The organism is Streptomyces yerevanensis (assembly GCF_000716805.1).
Lineage (GTDB): Bacteria > Actinomycetota > Actinomycetes > Streptomycetales > Streptomycetaceae > Streptomyces > Streptomyces flaveus.
The window spans coordinates 104,718-124,483 of the sequence record NZ_JNWJ01000013.1 but is presented as its reverse complement, the minus strand read 5'-3'; the positions used below and the strand labels follow the sequence as shown (position 1 = coordinate 124,483).

General features: G+C 70.3%; 15 protein-coding genes. 6 read left to right on the top strand and 9 right to left on the bottom strand.

The genetic code is table 11. The annotated features are described in order from the left end of the window. Positions 1 to 91 precede the first annotated feature (91 nt). A complete protein-coding gene (locus OP79_RS16055; protein ID WP_106972403.1) occupies positions 92 to 1,621 on the top strand; it encodes an MGH1-like glycoside hydrolase domain-containing protein in 1,530 nt (509 codons plus the stop codon). Continuing rightward, positions 1,618 to 3,552 carry an amylo-alpha-1,6-glucosidase gene (locus tag OP79_RS16050; protein WP_033320878.1) on the top strand — a complete coding sequence of 645 codons (1,935 nt, stop codon included), beginning with the start codon at positions 1,618 to 1,620 and terminating at the stop codon, positions 3,550 to 3,552. The genes OP79_RS16055 and OP79_RS16050 overlap by 4 nt, the downstream gene beginning before the upstream one ends. A 207-nt stretch (positions 3,553 to 3,759) precedes the next feature. On the opposite strand, the gene OP79_RS16045 is transcribed toward OP79_RS16050, so the two are convergent. The 5 genes from OP79_RS16045 to dusB form a co-directional block, all read right to left on the bottom strand. After that, a complete protein-coding gene (locus tag OP79_RS16045; RefSeq protein WP_078491815.1) occupies positions 3,760 to 5,163 on the bottom strand; it encodes a UDP-glucose dehydrogenase family protein in 1,404 nt (467 codons plus the stop codon). Positions 5,164 to 5,401: 238 nt separating this feature from the next. After that, positions 5,402 to 6,577, bottom strand: a complete 1,176-nt coding sequence (locus tag OP79_RS16040; protein ID WP_033320877.1) for a right-handed parallel beta-helix repeat-containing protein — start codon at positions 6,575 to 6,577, stop codon at positions 5,402 to 5,404. Further along, entirely contained in the window at positions 6,564 to 8,486 is a 1,923-nt protein-coding gene (locus OP79_RS16035) for a right-handed parallel beta-helix repeat-containing protein (protein ID WP_245685341.1), read from the bottom strand. Before OP79_RS16035 ends, OP79_RS16040 begins: the two co-directional genes overlap by 14 nt. 200 nt (positions 8,487 to 8,686) lie before the next feature. Continuing rightward, the gene (locus OP79_RS16030; RefSeq protein WP_051744691.1) at positions 8,687 to 9,919 is read right to left on the bottom strand and encodes a glycosyltransferase family 2 protein; all 1,233 of its coding nucleotides are present in this window, start codon (positions 9,917 to 9,919) and stop codon (positions 8,687 to 8,689) included. 629 nt (positions 9,920 to 10,548) lie between these two features. Continuing rightward, positions 10,549 to 11,703, bottom strand: a complete 1,155-nt coding sequence (gene dusB / locus OP79_RS16025) for a tRNA dihydrouridine synthase DusB (protein WP_033320876.1) — start codon at positions 11,701 to 11,703, stop codon at positions 10,549 to 10,551. Positions 11,704 to 11,807: 104 nt separating this feature from the next. On the opposite strand from dusB, the gene OP79_RS16020 reads away from it, so the two are divergent. Beyond that, the gene (locus OP79_RS16020) at positions 11,808 to 13,253 is read left to right on the top strand and encodes an MFS transporter (RefSeq protein WP_033320875.1); all 1,446 of its coding nucleotides are present in this window, start codon (positions 11,808 to 11,810) and stop codon (positions 13,251 to 13,253) included. A gap of 5 nt (positions 13,254 to 13,258) precedes the next feature. Here the strand turns inward: OP79_RS16020 and OP79_RS16015 are convergent, their stop codons facing one another. Next, complete coding sequence (locus OP79_RS16015) at positions 13,259 to 14,152, bottom strand: helix-turn-helix transcriptional regulator (protein ID WP_051744699.1); 894 nt, start codon at positions 14,150 to 14,152, stop codon at positions 13,259 to 13,261. A 62-nt stretch (positions 14,153 to 14,214) separates the two neighbouring features. Between OP79_RS16015 and OP79_RS16010 the strand changes: the two genes are divergently transcribed. Together OP79_RS16010 and OP79_RS16005 are read left to right on the top strand one after the other, a co-directional pair. Further along, a complete protein-coding gene (locus tag OP79_RS16010; RefSeq protein WP_106972402.1) occupies positions 14,215 to 15,696 on the top strand; it encodes an MFS transporter in 1,482 nt (493 codons plus the stop codon). A gap of 105 nt (positions 15,697 to 15,801) precedes the next feature. Then, positions 15,802 to 16,008, top strand: a complete 207-nt coding sequence (locus OP79_RS16005; protein WP_033320872.1) for a hypothetical protein — start codon at positions 15,802 to 15,804, stop codon at positions 16,006 to 16,008. A gap of 11 nt (positions 16,009 to 16,019) precedes the next feature. On the opposite strand, the gene OP79_RS16000 is transcribed toward OP79_RS16005, so the two are convergent. Beyond that, positions 16,020 to 16,916, bottom strand: coding sequence for an AraC family transcriptional regulator (locus OP79_RS16000; RefSeq protein ID WP_033320871.1), 897 nt, complete (start codon positions 16,914 to 16,916; stop codon positions 16,020 to 16,022). Positions 16,917 to 17,028: 112 nt separating this feature from the next. Here OP79_RS16000 and OP79_RS15995 point away from each other — a divergent pair, with 112 nt between their 5' ends. Next, entirely contained in the window at positions 17,029 to 18,060 is a 1,032-nt protein-coding gene (locus OP79_RS15995) for an aldo/keto reductase (protein WP_033320870.1), read from the top strand. Positions 18,061 to 18,094: 34 nt separating this feature from the next. Here OP79_RS15995 and OP79_RS15990 read toward each other — a convergent pair whose 3' ends face one another. Next, positions 18,095 to 18,679: a TetR/AcrR family transcriptional regulator gene (locus OP79_RS15990; protein ID WP_033320869.1), complete on the bottom strand. Its 585-nt coding sequence runs from the start codon at positions 18,677 to 18,679 to the stop codon at positions 18,095 to 18,097. 26 nt (positions 18,680 to 18,705) lie between these two features. Then, complete coding sequence (locus OP79_RS15985; RefSeq protein WP_033320868.1) at positions 18,706 to 19,710, bottom strand: aldo/keto reductase; 1,005 nt, start codon at positions 19,708 to 19,710, stop codon at positions 18,706 to 18,708. Positions 19,711 to 19,766: the final 56 nt, after the last annotated feature.

Here is a 19,766-nt window from a genome sequence, read left to right as displayed (position 1 = left end):
CATTACATATTGAGTTTTGCGTGTTAAATAGACGTAACCCTACGGTAGCTACAGCCGAACTGGCCGGACATACGTCTTCGTGGAGACCCGAGTGAACCGCTCGACCCAGCTCACAGCCCGCCGCACCGGATACCCGGAGCCCGTACGCACCTCGGCCTCACCCCCATTTTCCGGCCACGGTGAGATCGGCCGTTCGGGGACGGCCGTATACGATCCGGGCCCCGCCTCGCGCTCGCTGCACCTGAAGGCCGCGCGCGTCCTGCACGACAACTGGACCGGGACGTCCACGGTGCCCTCGCGCGGTCTGTATCCCCACCAGTGGTCCTGGGACTCGGCGTTCATCGCGATCGGGCTGCGCCATCTGTCGCCGCTCAGGGCCCAGGTCGAGCTGGAGACGCTCCTGGACGCGCAGTGGGGCGACGGCCGGATTCCGCACATCGTCTTCAACCCCTCCGTCCCGCTCGACGCGTACTTCCCGAGCCCCGACTTCTGGCGCTCCTCCACCGCGGGACGCGCCGCGGGCGCCCCGCGCACCGTACAGACGTCGGGCATCGTGCAGCCACCGGTGCACGCGCTCGCCGCCTGGCTGGTGCATGTCGCCGACCCGGGCCTGTCGCGGGCCCGGGGCTTCCTGTCCCGCCTGTATCCGCGGCTCGCGGCCTGGCATCGCTATCTGCTGCACCGCCGGGACCTGGGCGGCGGGGGCCTGGCCTCCGTGGTCCACCCGTGGGAGCAGGGGATGGACAACGCCCCGTCCTGGGACGCCCCGCTCAGCCGCGTCACGCCTGCCTCGCCCCGCACCTTCCGCCGCGCCGACCTGGACCACGGGGCCGCCTCGGACCGGCCGACGGATCTGGACTACGGGCGGTATGTGGCGCTCGCGAGCGACTACCGGGACCGTGAATACGCCGATGGGGCGGGCGATTTCGCGGTCGAGGACCCGGCGTTCAACGCACTCCTCATCGCCTCCGAGTACGCGCTGGCCCGGATCGCCCAAGAACTGGGCGCCACGGCCACGGCCCGCCGCGCGCGGGCGGAGCGGCTGACGGCGGCGCTGGTGGAGCGGCTGTGGGACCCGGCGGAGGGCATGTTCTTCTGCCGGGACGTACGGACCGGGGAACTCATCCCCGAGCGCGGCGTGGCCGGACTCGTCCCGCTGCTCCTGCCCGCCCTGCCCCGCGAGATCGCCGACAGTCTCGTACGGACCCTGCGCGGCCCGCACTTCGGGCTCGGCGGCACCACCCGGCTCGTACCGAGCTACGACCTGACCGGCGAGGCCTTCGATCCGCACCGGTACTGGCGGGGCCCGGCCTGGTTCAACACCAACTGGATGCTGGAGCGCGGCCTGAGGCTGCACGGGGAGCAGGCCCTCGCGGGCAGCCTGCGTGCCGCACTGCTCGACACGGCGGGCGAGTCCGGATTCGCGGAGTACGTGACCCCGTACAGCGGCGAAGCCTGCGGAGCGCTCGGCTTCAGCTGGACCGCCGCGCTGACACTCGATCTGCTGCACGACCACGACCACCAGCATGAGCCGGGCCCTTCACTGAGCGCGGCGCAGCACGTAAGCGATCACGTAGGCGAAGAGATCGGCAAGGGTGCCAAGGGAGGGGACCAGGTATGACGGACCGGCAGCATCTGCTCGTGCACGGTGGGACGTTCGCGGCCGTGGGCGACGGCGGGGACATCAGCGGAGTGCGCGGCAGCGGCTCCCCCGACGGGCTGTTCGTACGCGACGCCCGGCATCTGAGCCGCTGGCAGCTGACCGTCGACGGCGCGGTGCCCGAGGCACTGTCGCCGGTCACGGACGGCGACTCGGCGCGCTGCGTCCTCGTACCGCGCGGTGGCCGCCAGGAGCCGCCCGCGTACACGCTCTTCCGTGAACAGGCCGTCGCCGACGGCGCGTTCGTCGAGGCGCTGCGCGTCACCAGCAACCGCCCGGTGCCGACGACGGTCCGGATCGCGGTCACCGCGGACGCCGACTTCTCGGACCAGTTCGAGCTGCGCTCCGACCACCGTACGTACGCGAAAATCGGCGCCGTCCGCTCCCGCGAAATCCTGGACGACGGCGTCGAGTTCAGCTACCGGCGCGGCGAGTGGCGTTCCTGTACGACGGTCACCGCCGAGCCCGCGCCTGACGGCGTCGAGGAGACGGGAACGGGCGCCCGCCGCCTGGTCTGGTCCCTCGACCTCGAACCGCACGGTTCCGCAGAGCTGGCCCTGAGGGTCGCGGCCCACCCGCACGGCACACCGCACCCGGAGGTGCCCGCCTCCCCGTCCGCCGTGAACGAGCAAGTCCGCGCGCTGGAGGACGAGTTCACCGAGGGCGTGCCCTTCCCGACGGGCTGGCCGGAACTGTCCGCGGCCTGCGCGCGGGGCCTCGCCGACCTGGCCGTCCTCCAGGTTCCGGCAACGGGCCCCGACGGAGAGGAACTTCGCGTCCCGGCGGCCGGAGTCCCCTGGTTCCTGACGCTGCTCGGCCGCGACGCGCTCCTCACCTCCCTCTTCGCGCTCCCCTACCGCCCCCAGCTCGCCGCCGCCACCCTGCCCGCGCTCGCCGCGGCCCAGGCGACCGCGACCGGCACCGGGGCGGTGGCCCAGCCGGGCAAGATCGTGCACGAGGTACGGCACGGGGAGCTGGCGCACTTCGGGCAGGTGCCGTACGGGCGTTACTACGGCTCGGTCGACGCCACGCCGCTGTTCCTGGTGCTGCTCGGCGCGTACGTCGAGCAGACCGGCGATGTCGCCACCGCCCGCCGCCTCGAGCCGCACGCCCGCGCGGCGATCGGCTGGATGCTGGACCACGGCGGGCTCACCTCGCGCGGCTACCTCGTCTACCGCGCCGACGAGGGCGGCCTCGCCAACCAGAACTGGAAGGACTCCCCCGGCGCCATCTGCTCCGCCGACGGCAGCCGCGCCACCGGCCCGGTGATGGCCGCGGGTGCGCAGGGGTACGCGTACGACGCCCTGCGCCGCACCGCGCACCTGTCGCGCACGGTGTGGGAGGACGAGGTGTACGCGGCGCTGCTGGAGCAGGCGGCGGGCGACCTCCGTGATCGCTTCCAGCGGGACTTCTGGATGCCCGAACGCGCCTTCCCCGCGCTGGCGTTGGACGGTGACGGCAACCAGGTGGACGCGCTCGCCTCCGACGCCGGGCACCTGCTGTGGTCGGGGCTGCTGGACAAGGAGTACGGGGAGTTGGTGGGGCGGCGGTTGCTGGAGCCGGACTTCTTCTCCGGGTGGGGGGTACGGACGGTGGCCTCCGGCCAGGCTGCGTACCACCCGCTGTCGTACCACCGGGGGTCGGTCTGGCCGCATGACAACGCGTTGATCACGCTGGGGCTGGCGCGGTACGGGCTCCATGACGAGGCCCGGACGGTGGCCCACGCGTTGGTGGACGCGGCGACGGCCTCCGGGAGCCGGCTCCCGGAGGTCCTCGCGGGGTACGGCCGCGACACCCATGGGGAGCCGGTGCCGTATCCGCACGCGTGCGTGCGGGAGTCTCGGTCAGCTGCGGCTCCTTTGGCCTTGCTGACGGCTGTGGGCGGTGCCTAATAGCTCGGGGCTGAGGGTTGGTTCGCGGCTGCGGGTGCGTTGTGGCTGGTCGCGCAGTTCCCCGCGCCCCTGAAAGACGGGACTGCGCCCCGGTCTTTAGGGGCGCAGCCCCGTGCATCTAGGGGCGCGGGGAACTGCGCGACCAGCCGAGAACCACCCGCACTCGACACACCACGCCAGACCCCCGCCCAGGGGCGAAGTCCCGAGTCAAGGGCGGCCCAGGGCTCGGTATTCCCAGCCGGCCGCGCGCCACTGGGCTGGGTTCAGGGCATGGCGGCCGTCGACTATGCGGCGGTGGGACACCACGGCGGCCATGGCGTGCGGGTCGATCTCGCGGAACTGGGTCCACTCGGTGAGCAGGACCACCACGTCCGCTCCGGCGGCGGCCGTGAGGGCGTCGGAGCCGTAGGTCAGTTCCGGGAAGGTGCGGCGGGCGTTCTCCGTGGCCGCCGGGTCGACGACCGTGACGTGGGCGCCCGCTTGGTGCAGGGTCCGGGCCACGTCCAGGGCGGGGGCGTCGCGGATGTCGTCCGAGTTGGGTTTGAACGCGGCGCCGAGGGCGGTGATGCGGGCGCCTGCCAGGTTGCCGCCGACGAGTTCGCGGACCAGGTCGACGGTGCGGGCCCGGCGGCGCTTGTTGATGGCGTCCACCTCGCGCAGGAAGGCGACGGCCTGGCCGACGCCCAGTTCCTCGGCGCGGTGGCTGAAGGCGCGGATGTCCTTGGGCAGGCAGCCTCCGCCGAAGCCCAGGCCCGGCTTGAGGAAGCGTCCGCCGATCCGGTCGTCGTAGGAGAGTGCCTCGGCGAGGCCCGTCACATCGGCGCCGGTGGCCTCGCAGACCTCGGCCATGGCGTTGATGTACGAGATCTTGGTGGCGAGGAAGGAGTTGGCGGCGACCTTGACCAGTTCGGCCGTGCTGAGGTCGGTGACGACCACCGGGGTGTCGCGGGCGATGACGGGGGCGAACGCGGCCCTCAGCCGTTCCTCGGCCCATGCCGACTCCGTGCCGAAGACCAGCCGGTCGGGGCGCAGGGTGTCGTCGATGGCGTAGCCCTCGCGCAGGAACTCCGGATTCCAGGCCAGTTCGACGTCGGCTCCCGCGGGGGCGAGCCGCTGCACCAGTTCCGTCAGCCGGGCCGCGGTGCCCACCGGCACCGTGGACTTGCCGACCACCAGCGTGCGGCGGCGCAAGTGCCCCGCGAGTTCGGTCACCGCGCTGTCGACGTAGCGCAGGTCCGCCGCGTCGGAGCCCTTCTGCTGGGGGGTGCCGACGCAGAGGAAATGGACATCGCCGAAGTCACCGGCCTCGGCGAAGTTGGTCGTGAAGCGCAGCCGGCCGGAGTCCAGAGCCTTGGCCAGCAGTTCGGGCAGGCCCGGCTCGAAGAAGGGGACCCGACCCGAGTTCAGCCACTCGACCTTGACCGGGTCGACGTCCACGCCCAGGACCTCGTAGCCGAGGACGGCCATGCAGATGGCGTGCGTGGCGCCGAGATAGCCGGTGCCGATGACGGTGAGTCGGGGGACGGGGGCGCCGGAGACGTCGAATACGGCGGCCGTGTCGGCGTCGGGTCTCAGGGCGCTGTCCGGCCTCAGGTCGGTGGCGAGGGTCATGGCGTGCTCCTTGTGAAAGGTGAGGGTGTGCTCGCTTTGGGGATGGGTGAGCCGGCACAGGGGCCTTTGGCCGGAAGCTGCGGTGGCTCCTCGGGCCCTGCGTGGAAGCGGTGTGTGATGGTTCTGTTGTGGCGTTGCGCGGTGTGCTCAGGTGCAGGGACGGAGCACGGGATGGCGCATGGAGACGGTGCCGGCCCGGGGGACGGCGTGCGGCCGGCTCGGGGTCGCCGTAGGCCGGTCAGGAACGGGCGCAGTCGACGTTGGCCAGGCCCTCGGCCGCCCCTTCCGCCTTGTTGTCGCAGGCGACCTTGTTGCCCTCGACGGGGGTGAGCTTGAAGCCGTAGCCGGGTCCGTTCACATCCGCGGTGTTGCCCTTGAACGTGTTGTCGGTGCCCCAGCCGTCGACGATCTCGTGGGTCTGGAAGCCGTCCTGGAGTGCGTTGCGGCCGGTGTTGCCCTGGATCAGCCAGCCGTTGCCCTTGACGTCGACCCAGGAGTCGTTGTGGGAGCCGCTCAGGAGTGAGCCGTCGAAGGTGTTGCCGATGACCTTGCCGTCGCTGGTGCCCTCCTTGATGTCGATGGACTCGGCGGTCGTGGCGCTGATGTCGTTGCCGCTGATCATGTTGCGGTTGCTCGCGTCGGGCTTGCAGTCCGAGACGGTGCACCAGTTGGACTCGGCGGAGCCGATGTAGACGCCCTCGCCGAACTTCTCCTTGCGCTTGCCGGTGTCGCGGACGGTGTTGTTCAGCACGAGGTTGTCGGTGCTGAAGTTCCGCAGGTGGATGGCCTCGTCGCCGATCTGCTCGACGGTGAGGCCCTGGATGACCGAGCCCTGCACACGGTCGGCCATCACGCCCTTCTGGCTGTTGCGGACGGTGAAGCCGACCAGGCGCCAGTGGCTGGCGCCGTCCAGGTGGAAGCCGTAGTCGCCGTCGGTGCCACCGCCGTCGATCACCGCGCCGGGGCCGCCACAGACGTAGACCGGCCGGTCCGCGGTGCCCGGGGTGGTGGCCTTGAAGCGGCCCTCGTACGTGCCGTCGGCGAGCCGGATGCTGTCCCCGGGCCCGGCGTCGGCCAGGGCCTGCTCCAGCGAGGCGGCGTCGTTCACCGTGGCGGTGGCCGCCGGGCAGCTGACCTCCTTGGCGGACGCGGTGCCGCCGCCGGACGTCGCGCCCGGGGCGGACCCGGTGGCGGGGGTGGTGGACGGCGCGGACGGTTCGGCGGTGTCCGTCGGTGCGTCGTCCGTCGAGGCGGTCGGCTTGCGGGTGGTCGAAGTGGGGCCGACCGCACCGGTGGCCCCGGCCGTGTCCGGGGTGGCCGAGTCCCCGCCGGAGGTCAGGGCCACGATGAGGGCGATCACGGAGCAGATGAACGCCCCCGTCGCCAGCCACAGCACGCGGTTACCACTGGTCATGAGTCATCACCGGAACCCGGTTGTGGGGGTTGTGTGCGGCCAGGTGGATCTCCGTGGGCGGAGGGGCCGGCAGGGTCTGCTTGTCGGCGTAGGGGTGGACGCGTCCGCGGCGGCCTCGTCCCCGGCTGGCGTGCCGTCGCTGCCCCATCACCGCCGACAGGAGGATGAGCAGCAGGATGAAGGTCCACAGCAGGGTCATCGGGCTGGCGTAGTGCCGGAACTTGGTCCAGAAGGAACTGGTGTCGTGCCAGGCGAAGGTCTGGTTCTTCTTGATGTCCGTGTCGCCGCCCGCGCGGACGGTGTCCAGGGCGCTCGGCCCGACGCCGGCGATGACGTTGTACGAGATCGTCGAGCCACCGACGCCGCCCACCATGGAGACGCCGTGGTTGGTGGCGTCCTGGATGGTGTTGCCGCGCACCTCGGCGACCGAGTCGCGGATGTAGACGCCGGTGTCGGCGTTCTCGACGATGTTGCCGGTGACCTGCGCCGCCGTCACGCCGTCGCGTACCGAGATGCCCTGCCGGATCTGGCCCTTCAGACGGTTCCCGGTGATCGCCACCTTCGCGGCGTCCTTGCGGGCGACGATGCCCATGTCACCGCCGCGGATGTTGTTGTTCTGCACGCCGACGTCCACCCCGCCGAGGATCTCGATGCCGTAGCGGCCGTTGTCCTCGGCGGTGCTGTTGGACACCGAGTTGTTGCCGTAGCTGCTGATGGACTCGCCGGAGGCGGAGGGACCGCTCGCCAGGGGCCGGCCGCTGAGGATGAAACCGTTGCCGCCGTTGTCCCGCGCGGTGGATCCGGTGATCTTGACCTGCTGGGTGGCGCGGGCGAGGACGAAGCCGTTGCCGCCGTTGTCCTTGGAGGTGGTCCGTTCGACGTCGGCGTTGGTGACGTAGCGGTGCAGTACGAGGCCGTCCTGGAAGCTCTTCAGCACCTTGGTGTCGGTGATGCTGACCCCGGTGGCACCGGAGACGAACAGTCCGTAGGTGTTGCCCGTGACCGTGGAGTGGTCGACCTCCGCCGACACATATGACATGTCGGGGACGGTGAACCTGCTGTCCGGTGTGGTCAGTTCGCCGGGCGGCTGGGCGAGCACTCCGCCGCTGCTGGGCGTCTCCTCCGCCTCCTCCTCCGCCTTGTCCGCGGCCTCCGCCCGCTCGCGCTGGTTGAGGTCGTCGCCGGTCGGGGTGTCCGGGCCGTCGATGTTCCCGGTGTCGGGGCGGTCGGTTCCGGTGAGGCTGAGGCCGCCGGTGCGGCCGCTCCAGAAGCCGAGGCTGCTGACAGTGGCGTACTTCATGGAGAACTGGCCGCCGATGGCGCGGATGTAGGCCCTGCCGTCCCGTACGTCGATGTCCGGCTTGTTGGTACGGGTGTCCCAGCTGCCGATCTTCATCTGCGCCTGTGCGGTGCCCTCCAGGGTCAGTCGGCCGCCGAAGGAGACGATGGAGACGAAGCCCTTGTTGCTGCTGGCCATCCGTATCGTCAGGCCGCCCGGGTTGGACAGTTTCAGCTTGGCGCCGGCGTTGAGGTAGAGGTTCTCGGTCAGCAGGTAGGAACCGTCGCGCTTGCGGACGAAGGTCTGCGGGGCGAGGGAGAGCAGGTCGGAGATGCTGTACGGCTTGGTGCGCGCGGTGAGGACCAGCGTGTAGCCGCTTCCGGTGTCCAGCCGGTACGGCTGCGACCACTTGGCGCCCTTGAGCGGGGCGACCGCGGCGACGGCGCGGACCTGGTCAAGCCGTTTGTCCTCGGCGGCGACCAGGGCCGCCTGGGTCTCGGACTCCTCGGGGGTGAACGCCTGTTCCTCGCCGTCGTCCGCGGCGCCGGCACGGGCTCCGGCCAGGACACTCTCCGCGACGGCCGTCTTCGGCGCGGCATGGGCGACGGGCGCGGACCCGAGGAGCGCCACGGCGACCAGGGGCAGGAAGGCGGCGGCTGTCGCCGTGCCGCGCAGCGTTCGGAAGGCGTGAGCGGTTCGCAGAACGGACCCCGGTGAGAATCGAGAGCGGTGTCCCGACCCGCGGGCGGTCCGCTCTGTCTGAAGGTGTGCCTGGTGGCCTCGCCGAGGGTGTGCCTCATGGTCTCGCCGAGGGTGTGCCTGATGGAGTGTCACGGCTGGAACACCCCCTCGCGGCGGCCGCCGGCGGCGGGCGGCCGCTGGGGGCCGTTGCCCGAGAGGGACGCGGCGTTCTGGCCCTCGCCGCCGATACTGCTGCTGGTACGGGTCAGCCAACCCTGCTTGTTCATGGTGATGAAGGCCCACAGTTTGATCGGCAGGGAGATCATCACGACCACGAGGGCCAGCAGCGGCAGCACCAGCACATCCCGCGGATGTCTGCGCAAGTGCGAGTAGCCGCGGATACCGCGTCCCACGAAGAGCCAGATCAGGACCAGGACCACCCCGCGGCCGGTCAACTCCAGTCGGCTGAGCAGCAGATAGCCCAGCGCCATGCCCATGGTCACAGGCGTCAGCAGGATCTGCAGCACGGTGATCTTGGTGACCAGCGGGACCCGCCACAGCCAGCCCTTGTAGATCGCCGTCAGATAGCAGCGGTAGGAGTTGCGGCTCCAGCGCACCCGCTGCTTGACGAAGGCCCGGAACGAGGACGGGAACATGGACAGCGCCCGCGCGCTGCTCTGGTGCACGGTCTTGTACCCGGAGGCCAGTACCAGCCAGGTCAGCCGGCCGTCGTCACCGGCGACGCAACGCCGGCCGAGGAAGAACTCGTTCTCCAGGTTCTCCAGAACGGGGTCTATCGCGGCCTTGCGGTAGGCGGCCGTGCGGCCGGACAGACACGCGACGGCACCGGCGCGGCCCATGGCTGGCACGTAGTCGTAGTAGCGCAGGTTGACCAGCCAGTCGGCGATGCGCCGCCAGACGCTGCTCCGGCGCATGAAGACGTTCTGCTGGGTGCCGACTCCGCCGACCTTGGGGTCGACGAAGGGCATCTGCACGGCGTCGAGCAGCCCCGGCTGCCAGCGGGTGTCCGAGTCGACCAGCACCACGAGTTCGCCGCGCGCGGCCCGGATCCCCACACCCAGCGCGGACCGCTTGCCCCGGTGCTCGAACGCGAGCACCCGCACCCGCCGGTCCATCACCTCCGACAGCCTGCGGAGCACCTCGTGGTCCTCGATGTCGGGGACGATGATCACCTCGTCGGGTCCCTGGGCCAGCCAGGTCTCCAGACAGTCGAGCAGGATGTCCGGGTCCTCGCGGTAGGCGGGGACCACGACGGACACGGAGGTCCGGTAGTTGTTCACGACCGGCCTGGCGAAGCGGGAAAGGATCGCCCGGTAGAGCCAGAGCCCCCAGACGAACGCACCGGCGATGCCCAGCGGCATCACCTCACGCCACGACGTTTCCCCAACCGCCGCAACGGTCCATGACCAAAAAGCGTCGAAGTAGTCCGAGATCAACAGGTCCCCCCCAGGAACACACCGGGACCGATCAAGATCCCAAAAGTGCGGTCTGCGTCATATATGGCGGGGACTCTAGAGGGGGATTCATCTTTTCTTCACAGCAGAAACACAAATGTCATCGAGTCACTGGGGTCTGGCGGGGTGAAGGCGGGCGCCCGGGACCGGACTTGACGACGGAAGAAGGGCTGTTTTCAGCCGCGTGCACATGACCTAACAAGTAGCCATATCCCGTTCCATGCAGGGAAGTTACCTGCGGTAGCGGACATTACGCCTGTTGTCGGCATGCCGGACGGGGTCAGTGAGGAGAAGGGCAGCGCCCGAGGCGAATGTGGCGTAAGTCACGGCAACGTAATCGTCATTGGTGGCCACAGGGTTCGTCAGCACCTGACACTCCGGCCGTCAGTCCGCCCGAGGCGATGCACTGGAACACGGCGAAGACACAGACAAACGGGACACCGATGAGAGTGGCGGTGGCCATCAGGGCGCGCCAGGGCGCTCCGTGACGGCCGACGAAGGCCCGTTATGGGTTGAACGGCAGGCCCCCGAACAACTCAGCCCCCGGACGTGTCCAACTCCGCGTCCTCGCCGACTCCCGCGCAGTCGTACGGGTCCTTCAGCCAACCGTCCGGCAGGACAACCCTGTTGTTGCCGGACGTGCGGCCGCGGGGCCCGTCGGCGCCCGTCGGCCACGGCTGGTCGAGGTCCAACTCGTCGAGCCCGGAACGGAGTTCGGCCAGGGACGACGTGATCGCAAGGCGCTTGCGCATTTCGGAGCCGACCGCGAAACCCTTCAGGTACCAGGCCACGTGCTTGCGGAAGTCGATGACTCCGCGCGCCTCGTCGCCGATCCACTCCCCGAGCAGGGTCGCGTGGCGGACCATCACCGTCGCCACCTCACGAAGCGTCGGACGAACGTAATCCGCCGTACGGCCCTCGAACGCCGCCACCAAGTCCGAGAACAACCACGGCCGCCCGAGACAACCCCGGCCGACAACCACCCCGTCGCAACCAGTCGTCCGCACCATCCGCAACGCGTCGTCGGCCGACCAGATGTCGCCGTTGCCGAGTACCGGGATCTCCGGCACGTGCTCCTTGAGGCGGGCGATCGCGTCCCAGTCCGCCGTACCGCCGTAGTGCTGTGCGGCCGTCCTGCCGTGGAGGGCGATCGCCGTCACGCCCTCCTCCACGGCGATCCGCCCCGCGTCCAGGTACGTGATGTGGTCGTCGTCGATGCCCTTGCGCATCTTCATCGTGACCGGCAGGTCCCCGGCACCGCTCACCGCCTCGTGCAGGATCGCGCGCAACAGGTGGCGCTTGTACGGGAGGGCCGAGCCGCCGCCCTTGCGCGTCACCTTCGGTACCGGGCAGCCGAAGTTGAGGTCGATGTGGTCGGCGAGGTCCTCCTCCGCGATCATGCGGACGGCCTTGCCGACGGTCGCCGGGTCGACCCCGTACAACTGGATCGAGCGCGGAGTCTCCGAGGCGTCGAAGTGGATCAGCTGCATGGTCTTCTCGTTGCGCTCGACCAGCGCCCGGGTCGTGATCATCTCGCTGACGAACAGGCCCTTGCCACCACTGAACTCCCTGCACAGCGTGCGGAACGGCGCGTTCGTGATCCCGGCCATGGGGGCGAGGACGACGGGCGGCCGCACCGGGTGCGGGCCGATCGACAGCGGGGAGTTCACGAGGGGTGTGGGCGTGGGCATGCGACCCATTGTCCCGTACGCCGACGGGCACGAGCCACGGCCTTTCGACGATCGACCAGAGTCGTTAGTTAGGCGCACTACCGAAATCGGCGTACCCTGATGGAATGCCTGAGCTCAACCACCGCCGACGCATGCTGGTTCTCGCGATCTGCTGTATGAGCCTGCTGATCGTGAGCCTCGACAACACCGTGCTGAACGTCGCACTGCCCTCGATGCAGAGAGAACTGCACGCGAGTACGGCCGGCCTCCAGTGGACGATCGACGCGTACACGCTGGTGCTCGCCTCGCTGCTGATGCTCGCGGGGTCGACGGCCGACCGTATCGGCCGCAAGCGGGTCTTCATGGCGGGCCTTGTCGTCTTCACGATCGGCTCGGTGCTGTGTTCCCTCGCACCGAACCTCGAATCGCTCATCGCCTTCCGGATGGTGCAGGCGGTGGGCGGTTCGATGCTCAACCCGGTCGCGATGTCGATCATCACCAACACGTTCACGGAGCCGCGCGAGCGCGCTCGCGCCATCGGGGTGTGGGGCGGTGTCGTCGGCATATCGATGGCGGCCGGCCCTCTGATCGGCGGCCTTCTCGTGGACTCGGTCGGCTGGCGCTCGATCTTCTGGATCAACCTCCCGGTGGGCCTGGTAGCGCTCCTGCTCACCCTCCGGTACGTCCCCGAGTCCCGCGCCCCGAAGGCCCGCCGCCCCGACCCGGTGGGCCAGCTCCTGGTGATCGCGCTGCTCGGCTCCCTGACGTACGCGATCATCGAGGCTCCCCACTCGAGCGCCCCCAAGGTCATCGCCTTCGGCGCCCTGGCCCTGGCCGCCCTGCTGAGCCTCCTGTGGTACGAACCTCGCCGCGCCGAACCCCTCATCGACCTGCGCTTCTTCCGTTCGGCGCCGTTCAGCGGGGCCACGGTCGTGGCGATCAGCGCGTTCGCGGCGCTCGGCGGCTTCCTCTTCCTCTCGACGCTCTATCTGCAGAACGTACGCGGCCTGACCGCCCTGAACGCGGGCCTGTGGATGCTCCCCATGGCCGCCCTGACCTTCGTCTCCGCCCCGCTGTCCGGCCGCCTCGTCGGCAGCCGCGGCCCTCGGCTCTCCCTCCTCGTCGCCGGGGTGGCGATGACCGCGAGCGGGGTGCTCTTCGCCGCCTTCGAGGCCGAGACGTCGAACGTGACGCTCGTCATCGGATACGTCCTCTTCGGCCTCGGCTTCGGCTTCGTCAACGCCCCCATCACCAACACCGCCGTCTCCGGCATGCCCCGCGCCCAGGCCGGCGTCGCCGCCGCGGTCGCCTCCACCAGCCGCCAGATCGGCCAGACCCTGGGCGTCGCCGTGATCGGTGCCGTACTGGCCGCGGGTGTGGGCGCGTCCCCGCACCGCGAGGTCTTCGTCTCAGCCGCCCGCCCCGGCTGGTGGATCATCGCGGCCTGCGGCCTCTCGGTCCTGGTCGTCGGCGCCCTGACGAGCGGCCGCTGGGCCCGCCGGACCGCCGAACGCACCGCGGAGCGGCTGGAGTCGGCGGAGGTCAAGGAGCAGGCGGACGTACTGGCCTGAGGCTTTTACCCTCGCGCGAGAGCGATCGCATGCAGCTTCTCCAGGCGTTCGCGGGACTCGGCGTCGGCCGGTGCGAACGTCACCATGAGGGGGCCGCTGTGCGGGCCGAGCCACAAGTCGGTGTTGTCCACGGTGAGCTTGCCGACATGGGCGTTGGTGAACTGCTTGCGTTTGCTGCTGGCGCTCACGACCTCGTGCCGCTCCCAGATCTCGCGGAACTCCGGCGACTGATCGCGCAGCCGCTTGAGCAGCATCTTCCAGGCGGGCTCGGCGAGATGACCGGCCATCGAGGCGCGGAACTTGGCGGCCATGACCCGCATGGTCTCCTCCAGCCGCACGATCGACGACTGCCAGTCCTCGTTCGTGAAGCACAGGAGCATGCAGTTGCGGTCCTGAGGCGGGATGGCGTCGAGGTCGCAGAACAGCAGCCCGTACGTGCGGTTGTAGGCGAGGACGTCGTACCGGCTGTTCCGGACGCAGGCCGGGATTGGGTCCAGCTGCCGCAGGAGTACGCGCTGGGCGTCGGTGACCGACGCGCAGTGCGCGCCGGGTGCGGGGTCGACGGCTCCGGCCAGCTTGAACAGGTGGGCGCGCTCGCTGGCGTCGAGCATCAGGGTGCGGGCGAGGGCGTCGAGGACCTGGACGGAGACCTGGATGTCCCGGGCCTGTTCGAGCCACGTGTACCAGGTGACGCCGACCGCGGAGAGCTGCGCGACCTCCTCACGGCGCAGGCCGGGCGTACGGCGCCGGGGCCCGCGCGGCAGACCGACCTGCTCGGGGGTGACGTGCTCGCGGCGGTGACGCAGAAACGCGGCGAGTTCGTGCCGCCGGATCGCCGACTCCCGCGCTTCCCGAGTCCGGGGCGCCCCGGACTCCCGTACCGCCGCGTCCTGGGCCATGGTCGTCATGCGACCAGCATGCCGTCGGCCGGATCCTGTTTCCAGGTACTCCTGGTACCAGGATGAGAAGACTCTGGTACCAGCCTGGGAGTTGGCCGACGCTGAGGTACGTGACCGAAACAGGAACTCTCGACAGCAGTGCCACCCGCTCCCCCGCCGCCCCACCCGCGCTCGGCAGCCTCGGACTCTTCACCGTGCTCCTCGGCGCGGCACTCCCCCTCATCGACTTCTTCATCGTCAACGTCGCCCTGCCGACCATCGCCCGGGACCTGTCCGCGAGCGAGGCGGTCCTGGAACTCGTCGTCGCCGGGTACGGAGTCTCGTACGCCGTGCTCCTCGTCCTCGGCGGACGGCTCGGCGACATGTTCGGCCGGCGTCGGCTCTTCCTCGTCGGCATGGCTGCCTTCGGGCTGACCTCGCTGGCGTGCGGCCTTGCGCCCACCGCCTGGACGCTGGTCGCGGCGCGCGTCGCGCAGGGTGCGGCAGCCGCGGCGATGCTGCCGCAGGTCCTCGCCACCATCCAGTCGGCGACGGAGGGCCCGCGCCGCGCCAAGGCCATGGGCCTGTACGGCGCGACAGCCGGGCTCTCCATGGTGGCCGGGCAGATCCTCGGCGGCGTCCTGGTCGCGGCGAACATCGCCGGCACGGAATGGCGCTCGGTGTTCCTGGTGAACGTACCCGTGGTGCTGCTCGGCCTGGTCCTGGCCGCACGCGCCGTCCCCGAGACCCGCTCGCAGCACCCGGAGCCGGTGGACATCCCCGGCACGCTGCTGCTGGGCGCCTCGCTGCTGGCCCTCCTCGCCCCGCTCACCGAGGGCCGGGCGGCGGGCTGGCCGCTGTGGACGTGGCTGGCGCTGGCGGCGTTCCCCTTCGCGGCGGCGGCCTTCTACCTCGTCGAGCGCCGGGAGGACCGCCAGGGCCGTACGCCCCTGGTGCCGCCGAGTCTGTTCGCGCTGACGTCGCTGCGCCGGGGCCTCGCCATGGTGGTGCCGTTCTCGATCGGCTTCAGCGGGTTCATGTTCGTGATCGCGGTGGCGCTGCAGCAGGGTGCCGGGCTCGGCCCGGTCCCGGCCGGGCTCGCGCTGGCGCCCATGGCGGTGGTCTTCTTCGCCGTCTCGCTCTGGGGCCCGCGGCTCGTCACCCGCTACGGCACGCGCGTCGTGACCGCCGGCGGCCTCGTCCAGGCGGTCGGCGTGGCCCTCATCGCCCTCGCCGCCTGGCGCTCCTGGCCGGACCTCGGCGTCGTGGAACTGCTGCCGGGCGCGGCCGTGGCCGGCGCGGGCCAGGCCCTCCAACTCCCCGTCATCTTCCGCGTCATCCTCTCCGAGGTCCCGCCCGCCCGTGGCGGAGTCGGCAGCGGCGTCATGATCACCGCCCAGCAGTCGGCCCTCGCCCTGGGCGTCGCCACCCTCGGCTCCCTCTTCCTGGCTCTGATCCCCGGCATGGGCATGCGAGACGCCCTGGTCACAACGCTGCTGGTCCAGCTGGCGGGCATCGCCCTGACGACCCTCCTGAGCCTGCGCCTGCCTCGTACGATCAGTTAGCCTGCCGTATTCGGGAGTTCAACTCTCGTCACATGTGCCCCTGTTGATGTTGGTCTTGCTGCACACTCCTTGCTGCGAGCCACCACCCCACAGGAGGAGTTCGTCATGCTGCAGATCAACACGAGCAAGGTCAGCCGCTGGGACCAGCACGGCCGCGAACATGTCGTACGGGTCCAACGCGCGGGCATGCAGCGCACCATCAGATGCGATACGTGCGGCTGGCGGAAGGGCGCCCAGTTCCTGCCCTGGCTGAAGGCGGAGGAGCACCTCGCGGAAGCGCATCAGGCGACGGTGAATCCGTCGGAGGGATAGGGAGCCGATCCCTACCGTGCCCGTCCGGCGTTCACCAACCGGTCCCGCAGCCGGGCCGCGTCCTGGGCGGGCGGCAGTCCGTACGCCCGCCGGTACTCGCGGTTGAACTGGGTCGCGCTCACATAGCCGACCGCCTCCGCGACCAGGGCAGCCGTGGTGTCGCCGGCGAGCAGACGGCGGCGGGCCTCCTGAAGCCGCAGGTGTTTCTGGAAACGCAGCGGGCTCATTCCGGTGGCGGACTTGAAGTGGCGGTGGAGGGTGGCGGGGCTCATGTGGGCCACCCCCGCGATCGCCTCGATACTGAGCGGCTCGGTGAAGTGGGCGCAGATCCACCTGGCCGCCGTGCGGACCCGGGCGGCGGCGGTGTCGGCAAGCGTGAAGTGACGCAGGGTCGGGCCGAGGGGACTGCCGAGCAGGCGGTAGAGGATCTCGCCCTCGATACGGTTCGCCAGGGGGCGGATGTCGTCCGGAGTGTCGAGCAGCCGTACCCATCGGGTGACCGCGTCGACGATCTCGGGTGTCATCGGTGCGGTGATCTGCCCGCCGGGCTCGGGCTCGGGCCCGGCGAGCGTGACAGGGTCCGTGCCGTCCAGTTCCAGCAGGAGGTCGGCGAGCATCGTGCCGTCGAGGCGCATCACCGCCGAGCGGTACGGCAGCCGCTCGAACGTGGAAGTGACCGGCAGCACGAGCGAGTTGAAGAGCATCTCCCCGCTCCCGGTCGTCCAGCTCCTCTCGCCCGCGACACTGCTCTTGGAGCCGTCGACGATGAAGCAGATCATCGGCTCGTACAGCAGGTCGATGGGGGTGATGGGCTCGTCCAGCCTCACCAGCCGGAGACGTGGCACCGCGGTCTCGGACCACCAGTCGTCGCCGTGCCGGGCGATGGCCGCCGCGAGCTCGTCCACCATGAAGCGCTCCCTGGGTAGCGTGTTCCTGGGCCGGGGTCCTGAGAGGATCAGGCAATCCTATGCGGTCCCCGGCCCATGACCGCGCGGCGCCCGCCCTCATAGCGTCGATGGCATGACACAGCAGGAACAGCAGGACAAGAACCAGAGCAGCAACCTGCCGACGCGCAAGCTCGGCACGCAGGGCCTTCAGGCCGGGGCGATCGGCCTCGGCACGATGGGCATGACCATGGCGTACGGTGCCGGTGACGAGCCCGGCGGTATCGCCACCATCCGCAGGGCGTACGAACTCGGCGTCACCCTCTTCGACACCGCCGAGCTGTACGGCATGGGCACCGGAAGCAACGAGCAGCTGCTCGGCCGGGCCGTGAAGGATTTCCGCGACGACGTCGTCATCGCCACCAAGTTCGGCTTCGACATGAGCGCCCCGCAGAACGGCGCGGGCTTCGCGCTGAACAGCCGCCCGGACCACATCCGCGAGGTCACCGAGAACAGCCTGCGCCACCTCGGCACCGACTACATCGACGTCCTGTACCAGCACCGCGTCGACCCGGACGTGCCCATCGAGGACGTGGCGGGCACGATCGGCGAGCTGATCGCCGAAGGCAAGGTGCGGTACCTCGGGCTCAGCGAGGCCGGCCCCGACATCCTCCGCCGCGCCCACGCCGTCCACCCGGTGTCCGTGCTGCAGACCGAGTACTCGGTGTTCGAGCGGGCGGTGGAGGCCGAAGTACTGCCCGTGGTACGGGAGTTGGGCATCGGCTTCGTACCGTACTCACCGCTGGGCCGCGGATTCCTCACCGGCGCGGTGAAGCCCGCCGCCGAGTACCCCGCGGACGACATGCGCAGCTGGGACGACCGCTGGCAGCCCGGCAACTACGAGAAGAACCTGGCCGCCATCCGCGAGCTGACCGCGCTGGCCGACGCCAAGGACATCACAGTGACGCAACTTGCTCTGGCCTGGCTCCTTGCCCAGGGCGACGACATCGTGCCCATCCCGGGCACCCGCAGCCCGCAGCGCCTCGCCGAGAACGTCGCGGCGGCACATGTCACGCTCACGCCGCAGGACCTCGCCCGCGTCCAGGAGATCCTGCCGCGGGGCGCGGCCGGGTCCCGCTATCCCGAGGCGATCATGCCGTCCTGGTGAGGCCGGGAGATCCTTTACGGGTTCGGGGAGGCGGTCAGGCGCGCAGCCCTCGTAGCACCAGGTCCATGACCGCCTCGAACTCCGCGTCGATCCCCGGCTGTTCCCATTCGGGGGCGTAGACGGGGTCGTGGAAGCGGCCCGTGGCGTGGAAGAGGGCGCGGGCGGCGGTCGCCGGGTCGGCGGTGGTGAAGACGCCGGCGTCGACACCGGCCCGGACGATCTCCGTCAGCTGGCCGGTGAGGTCGGCGAGGTGCCGACCGGTAGCCTCGCCGTTCTCGCCGGCCAGCACCCTGTACGTGGCGAAGAGCTCGGGATCGTCCCCCGCTTTACGGCGCTTGGCGGCGAACAGGGCAGCGAGCCAGTCACGCAGCCGGGCCTCCGGGTCACGGTCCGCGGCGACGATACCGGCGAGTTCCTCGGACGTACGGTCCAGCCACCGCTTGGTCACCGCCTCCCGCAGCGCCGCCTTCGTACGGAAGTGCCGGTAGACGCTGCCGTGACTGACGCCGAGCACGCGGGCCACATCCACCACGGTGGCCTTGGCCGGGCCATGGCGACGCAGCACCTCCTCGGTGGCTTCGAGGATGCGCTCGGCGGTCAGGATCTCGGTGGTCGCCATGTCGTTGACCGTACCCGGCGGCAGGGTCAGCGCTCGCTGTCGAGGTGTGCCATCTGCTGCTCGGGGTAGCGCTCGCCCGCGGCGGCGCCGGGCGGTACGGCGTCCTCGATCGCGGCCAGGTCGGCGGCGTCCAGCGTGACGTCCAGCGCACCCAGCGCCTCCGTCAGCCGGTCCCGGCGCCGCGCGCCGATCAACGGCACGATGTCCTCACCGCGGGACAGCACCCAGGCGATGGCGATCTGCGCGACGCTGACGCCCTTCTGCTCGGCGATCTTCCGCAGCGCATCGACGAGGCCCAGGTTGTGCTGGAGGTTCTCGCCCTGGAAGCGGGGCGAGAACGCGCGGAAGTCGTTCGGCGCCAGCTGCCGGTCCGCGGTGAAGTGCCCGGAGATCAGCCCACGGGAGAGCACGCCGTACGCCGTGATGCCGATCCCCAGCTCACGGGTGACCGGCAGCACCTTGTCCTCGATGCCGCGCGAGATGAGCGAGTACTCGATCTGAAGGTCCGAAATCGGCGCGGTCGCGGCGGCCCGGCGGATCGTCTCGGCGCCGACCTCACTCAGGCCGATGTGCCGGACGTACCCCTTCTCGACCAGTTCGGCGATCGCCCCCACCGTCTCCTCGATCGGGACGTCCGGGTCGACGCGCGCGATCCGGTACACGTCGATGTGGTCCACGCCGAGCCGCTGCAACGAGTACGCGGCGAAGTTCTTCACCGCGGCCGGCCGTCCGTCGTAGCCGACCCAGCCGCCGTCCGGGTCACGCAGCGCCCCGAACTTCACGCTGATGAGCGCCTGTTCGCGCCGCGCGGCGGGCGCGGTTCGCAACGCCTCGCCGATCAGCATCTCGTTGTGGCCCATGCCGTAGAAGTCACCGGTGTCGATCAGGGTCACGCCCTCTTCGAGGGCGGCGTGGATGGTCGCGATGGACTCGGCACGGTCGGCGTCGCCGTACAACGCCGACATGCCCATGGCGCCGAGACCGAGGGCGGAGACCTGAGGGCCGGTGGATCCGAGGGGACGGGTTTGCATGTGGACTCCTTGGGTGTCCGGAAGGGGTGCCCCAGGAGGGCGTACACCCACCTTGA

Bases quoted from the DNA above. Each gene is read 5' to 3' on its own strand.
- OP79_RS16015 (WP_051744699.1), bottom strand. From the start codon at position 14,152: ATGGCCCAGGACGCGGCGGTACGGGAGTCCGGGGCGCCCCGGACTCGG.
- OP79_RS16000 (WP_033320871.1), bottom strand. From the start codon at position 16,916: ATGGTGGACGAGCTCGCGGCGGCCATCGCCCGGCACGGCGACGACTGG.
- OP79_RS16050 (WP_033320878.1), top strand. From the start codon at position 1,618: ATGACGGACCGGCAGCATCTGCTCGTGCACGGTGGGACGTTCGCGGCC.
- dusB (WP_033320876.1), bottom strand. From the start codon at position 11,703: ATGCCCACGCCCACACCCCTCGTGAACTCCCCGCTGTCGATCGGCCCG.
- OP79_RS16040 (WP_033320877.1), bottom strand. From the start codon at position 6,577: ATGACCAGTGGTAACCGCGTGCTGTGGCTGGCGACGGGGGCGTTCATC.
- OP79_RS16010 (WP_106972402.1), top strand. From the start codon at position 14,215: ATGAGAAGACTCTGGTACCAGCCTGGGAGTTGGCCGACGCTGAGGTAC.
- OP79_RS16005 (WP_033320872.1), top strand. From the start codon at position 15,802: ATGCTGCAGATCAACACGAGCAAGGTCAGCCGCTGGGACCAGCACGGC.
- OP79_RS16020 (WP_033320875.1), top strand. From the start codon at position 11,808: ATGCCTGAGCTCAACCACCGCCGACGCATGCTGGTTCTCGCGATCTGC.
- OP79_RS15995 (WP_033320870.1), top strand. From the start codon at position 17,029: ATGACACAGCAGGAACAGCAGGACAAGAACCAGAGCAGCAACCTGCCG.
- OP79_RS15990 (WP_033320869.1), bottom strand. From the start codon at position 18,679: ATGGCGACCACCGAGATCCTGACCGCCGAGCGCATCCTCGAAGCCACC.
- OP79_RS15985 (WP_033320868.1), bottom strand. From the start codon at position 19,710: ATGCAAACCCGTCCCCTCGGATCCACCGGCCCTCAGGTCTCCGCCCTC.
- OP79_RS16030 (WP_051744691.1), bottom strand. From the start codon at position 9,919: ATGCCGCTGGGCATCGCCGGTGCGTTCGTCTGGGGGCTCTGGCTCTAC.
- OP79_RS16045 (WP_078491815.1), bottom strand. From the start codon at position 5,163: ATGACCCTCGCCACCGACCTGAGGCCGGACAGCGCCCTGAGACCCGAC.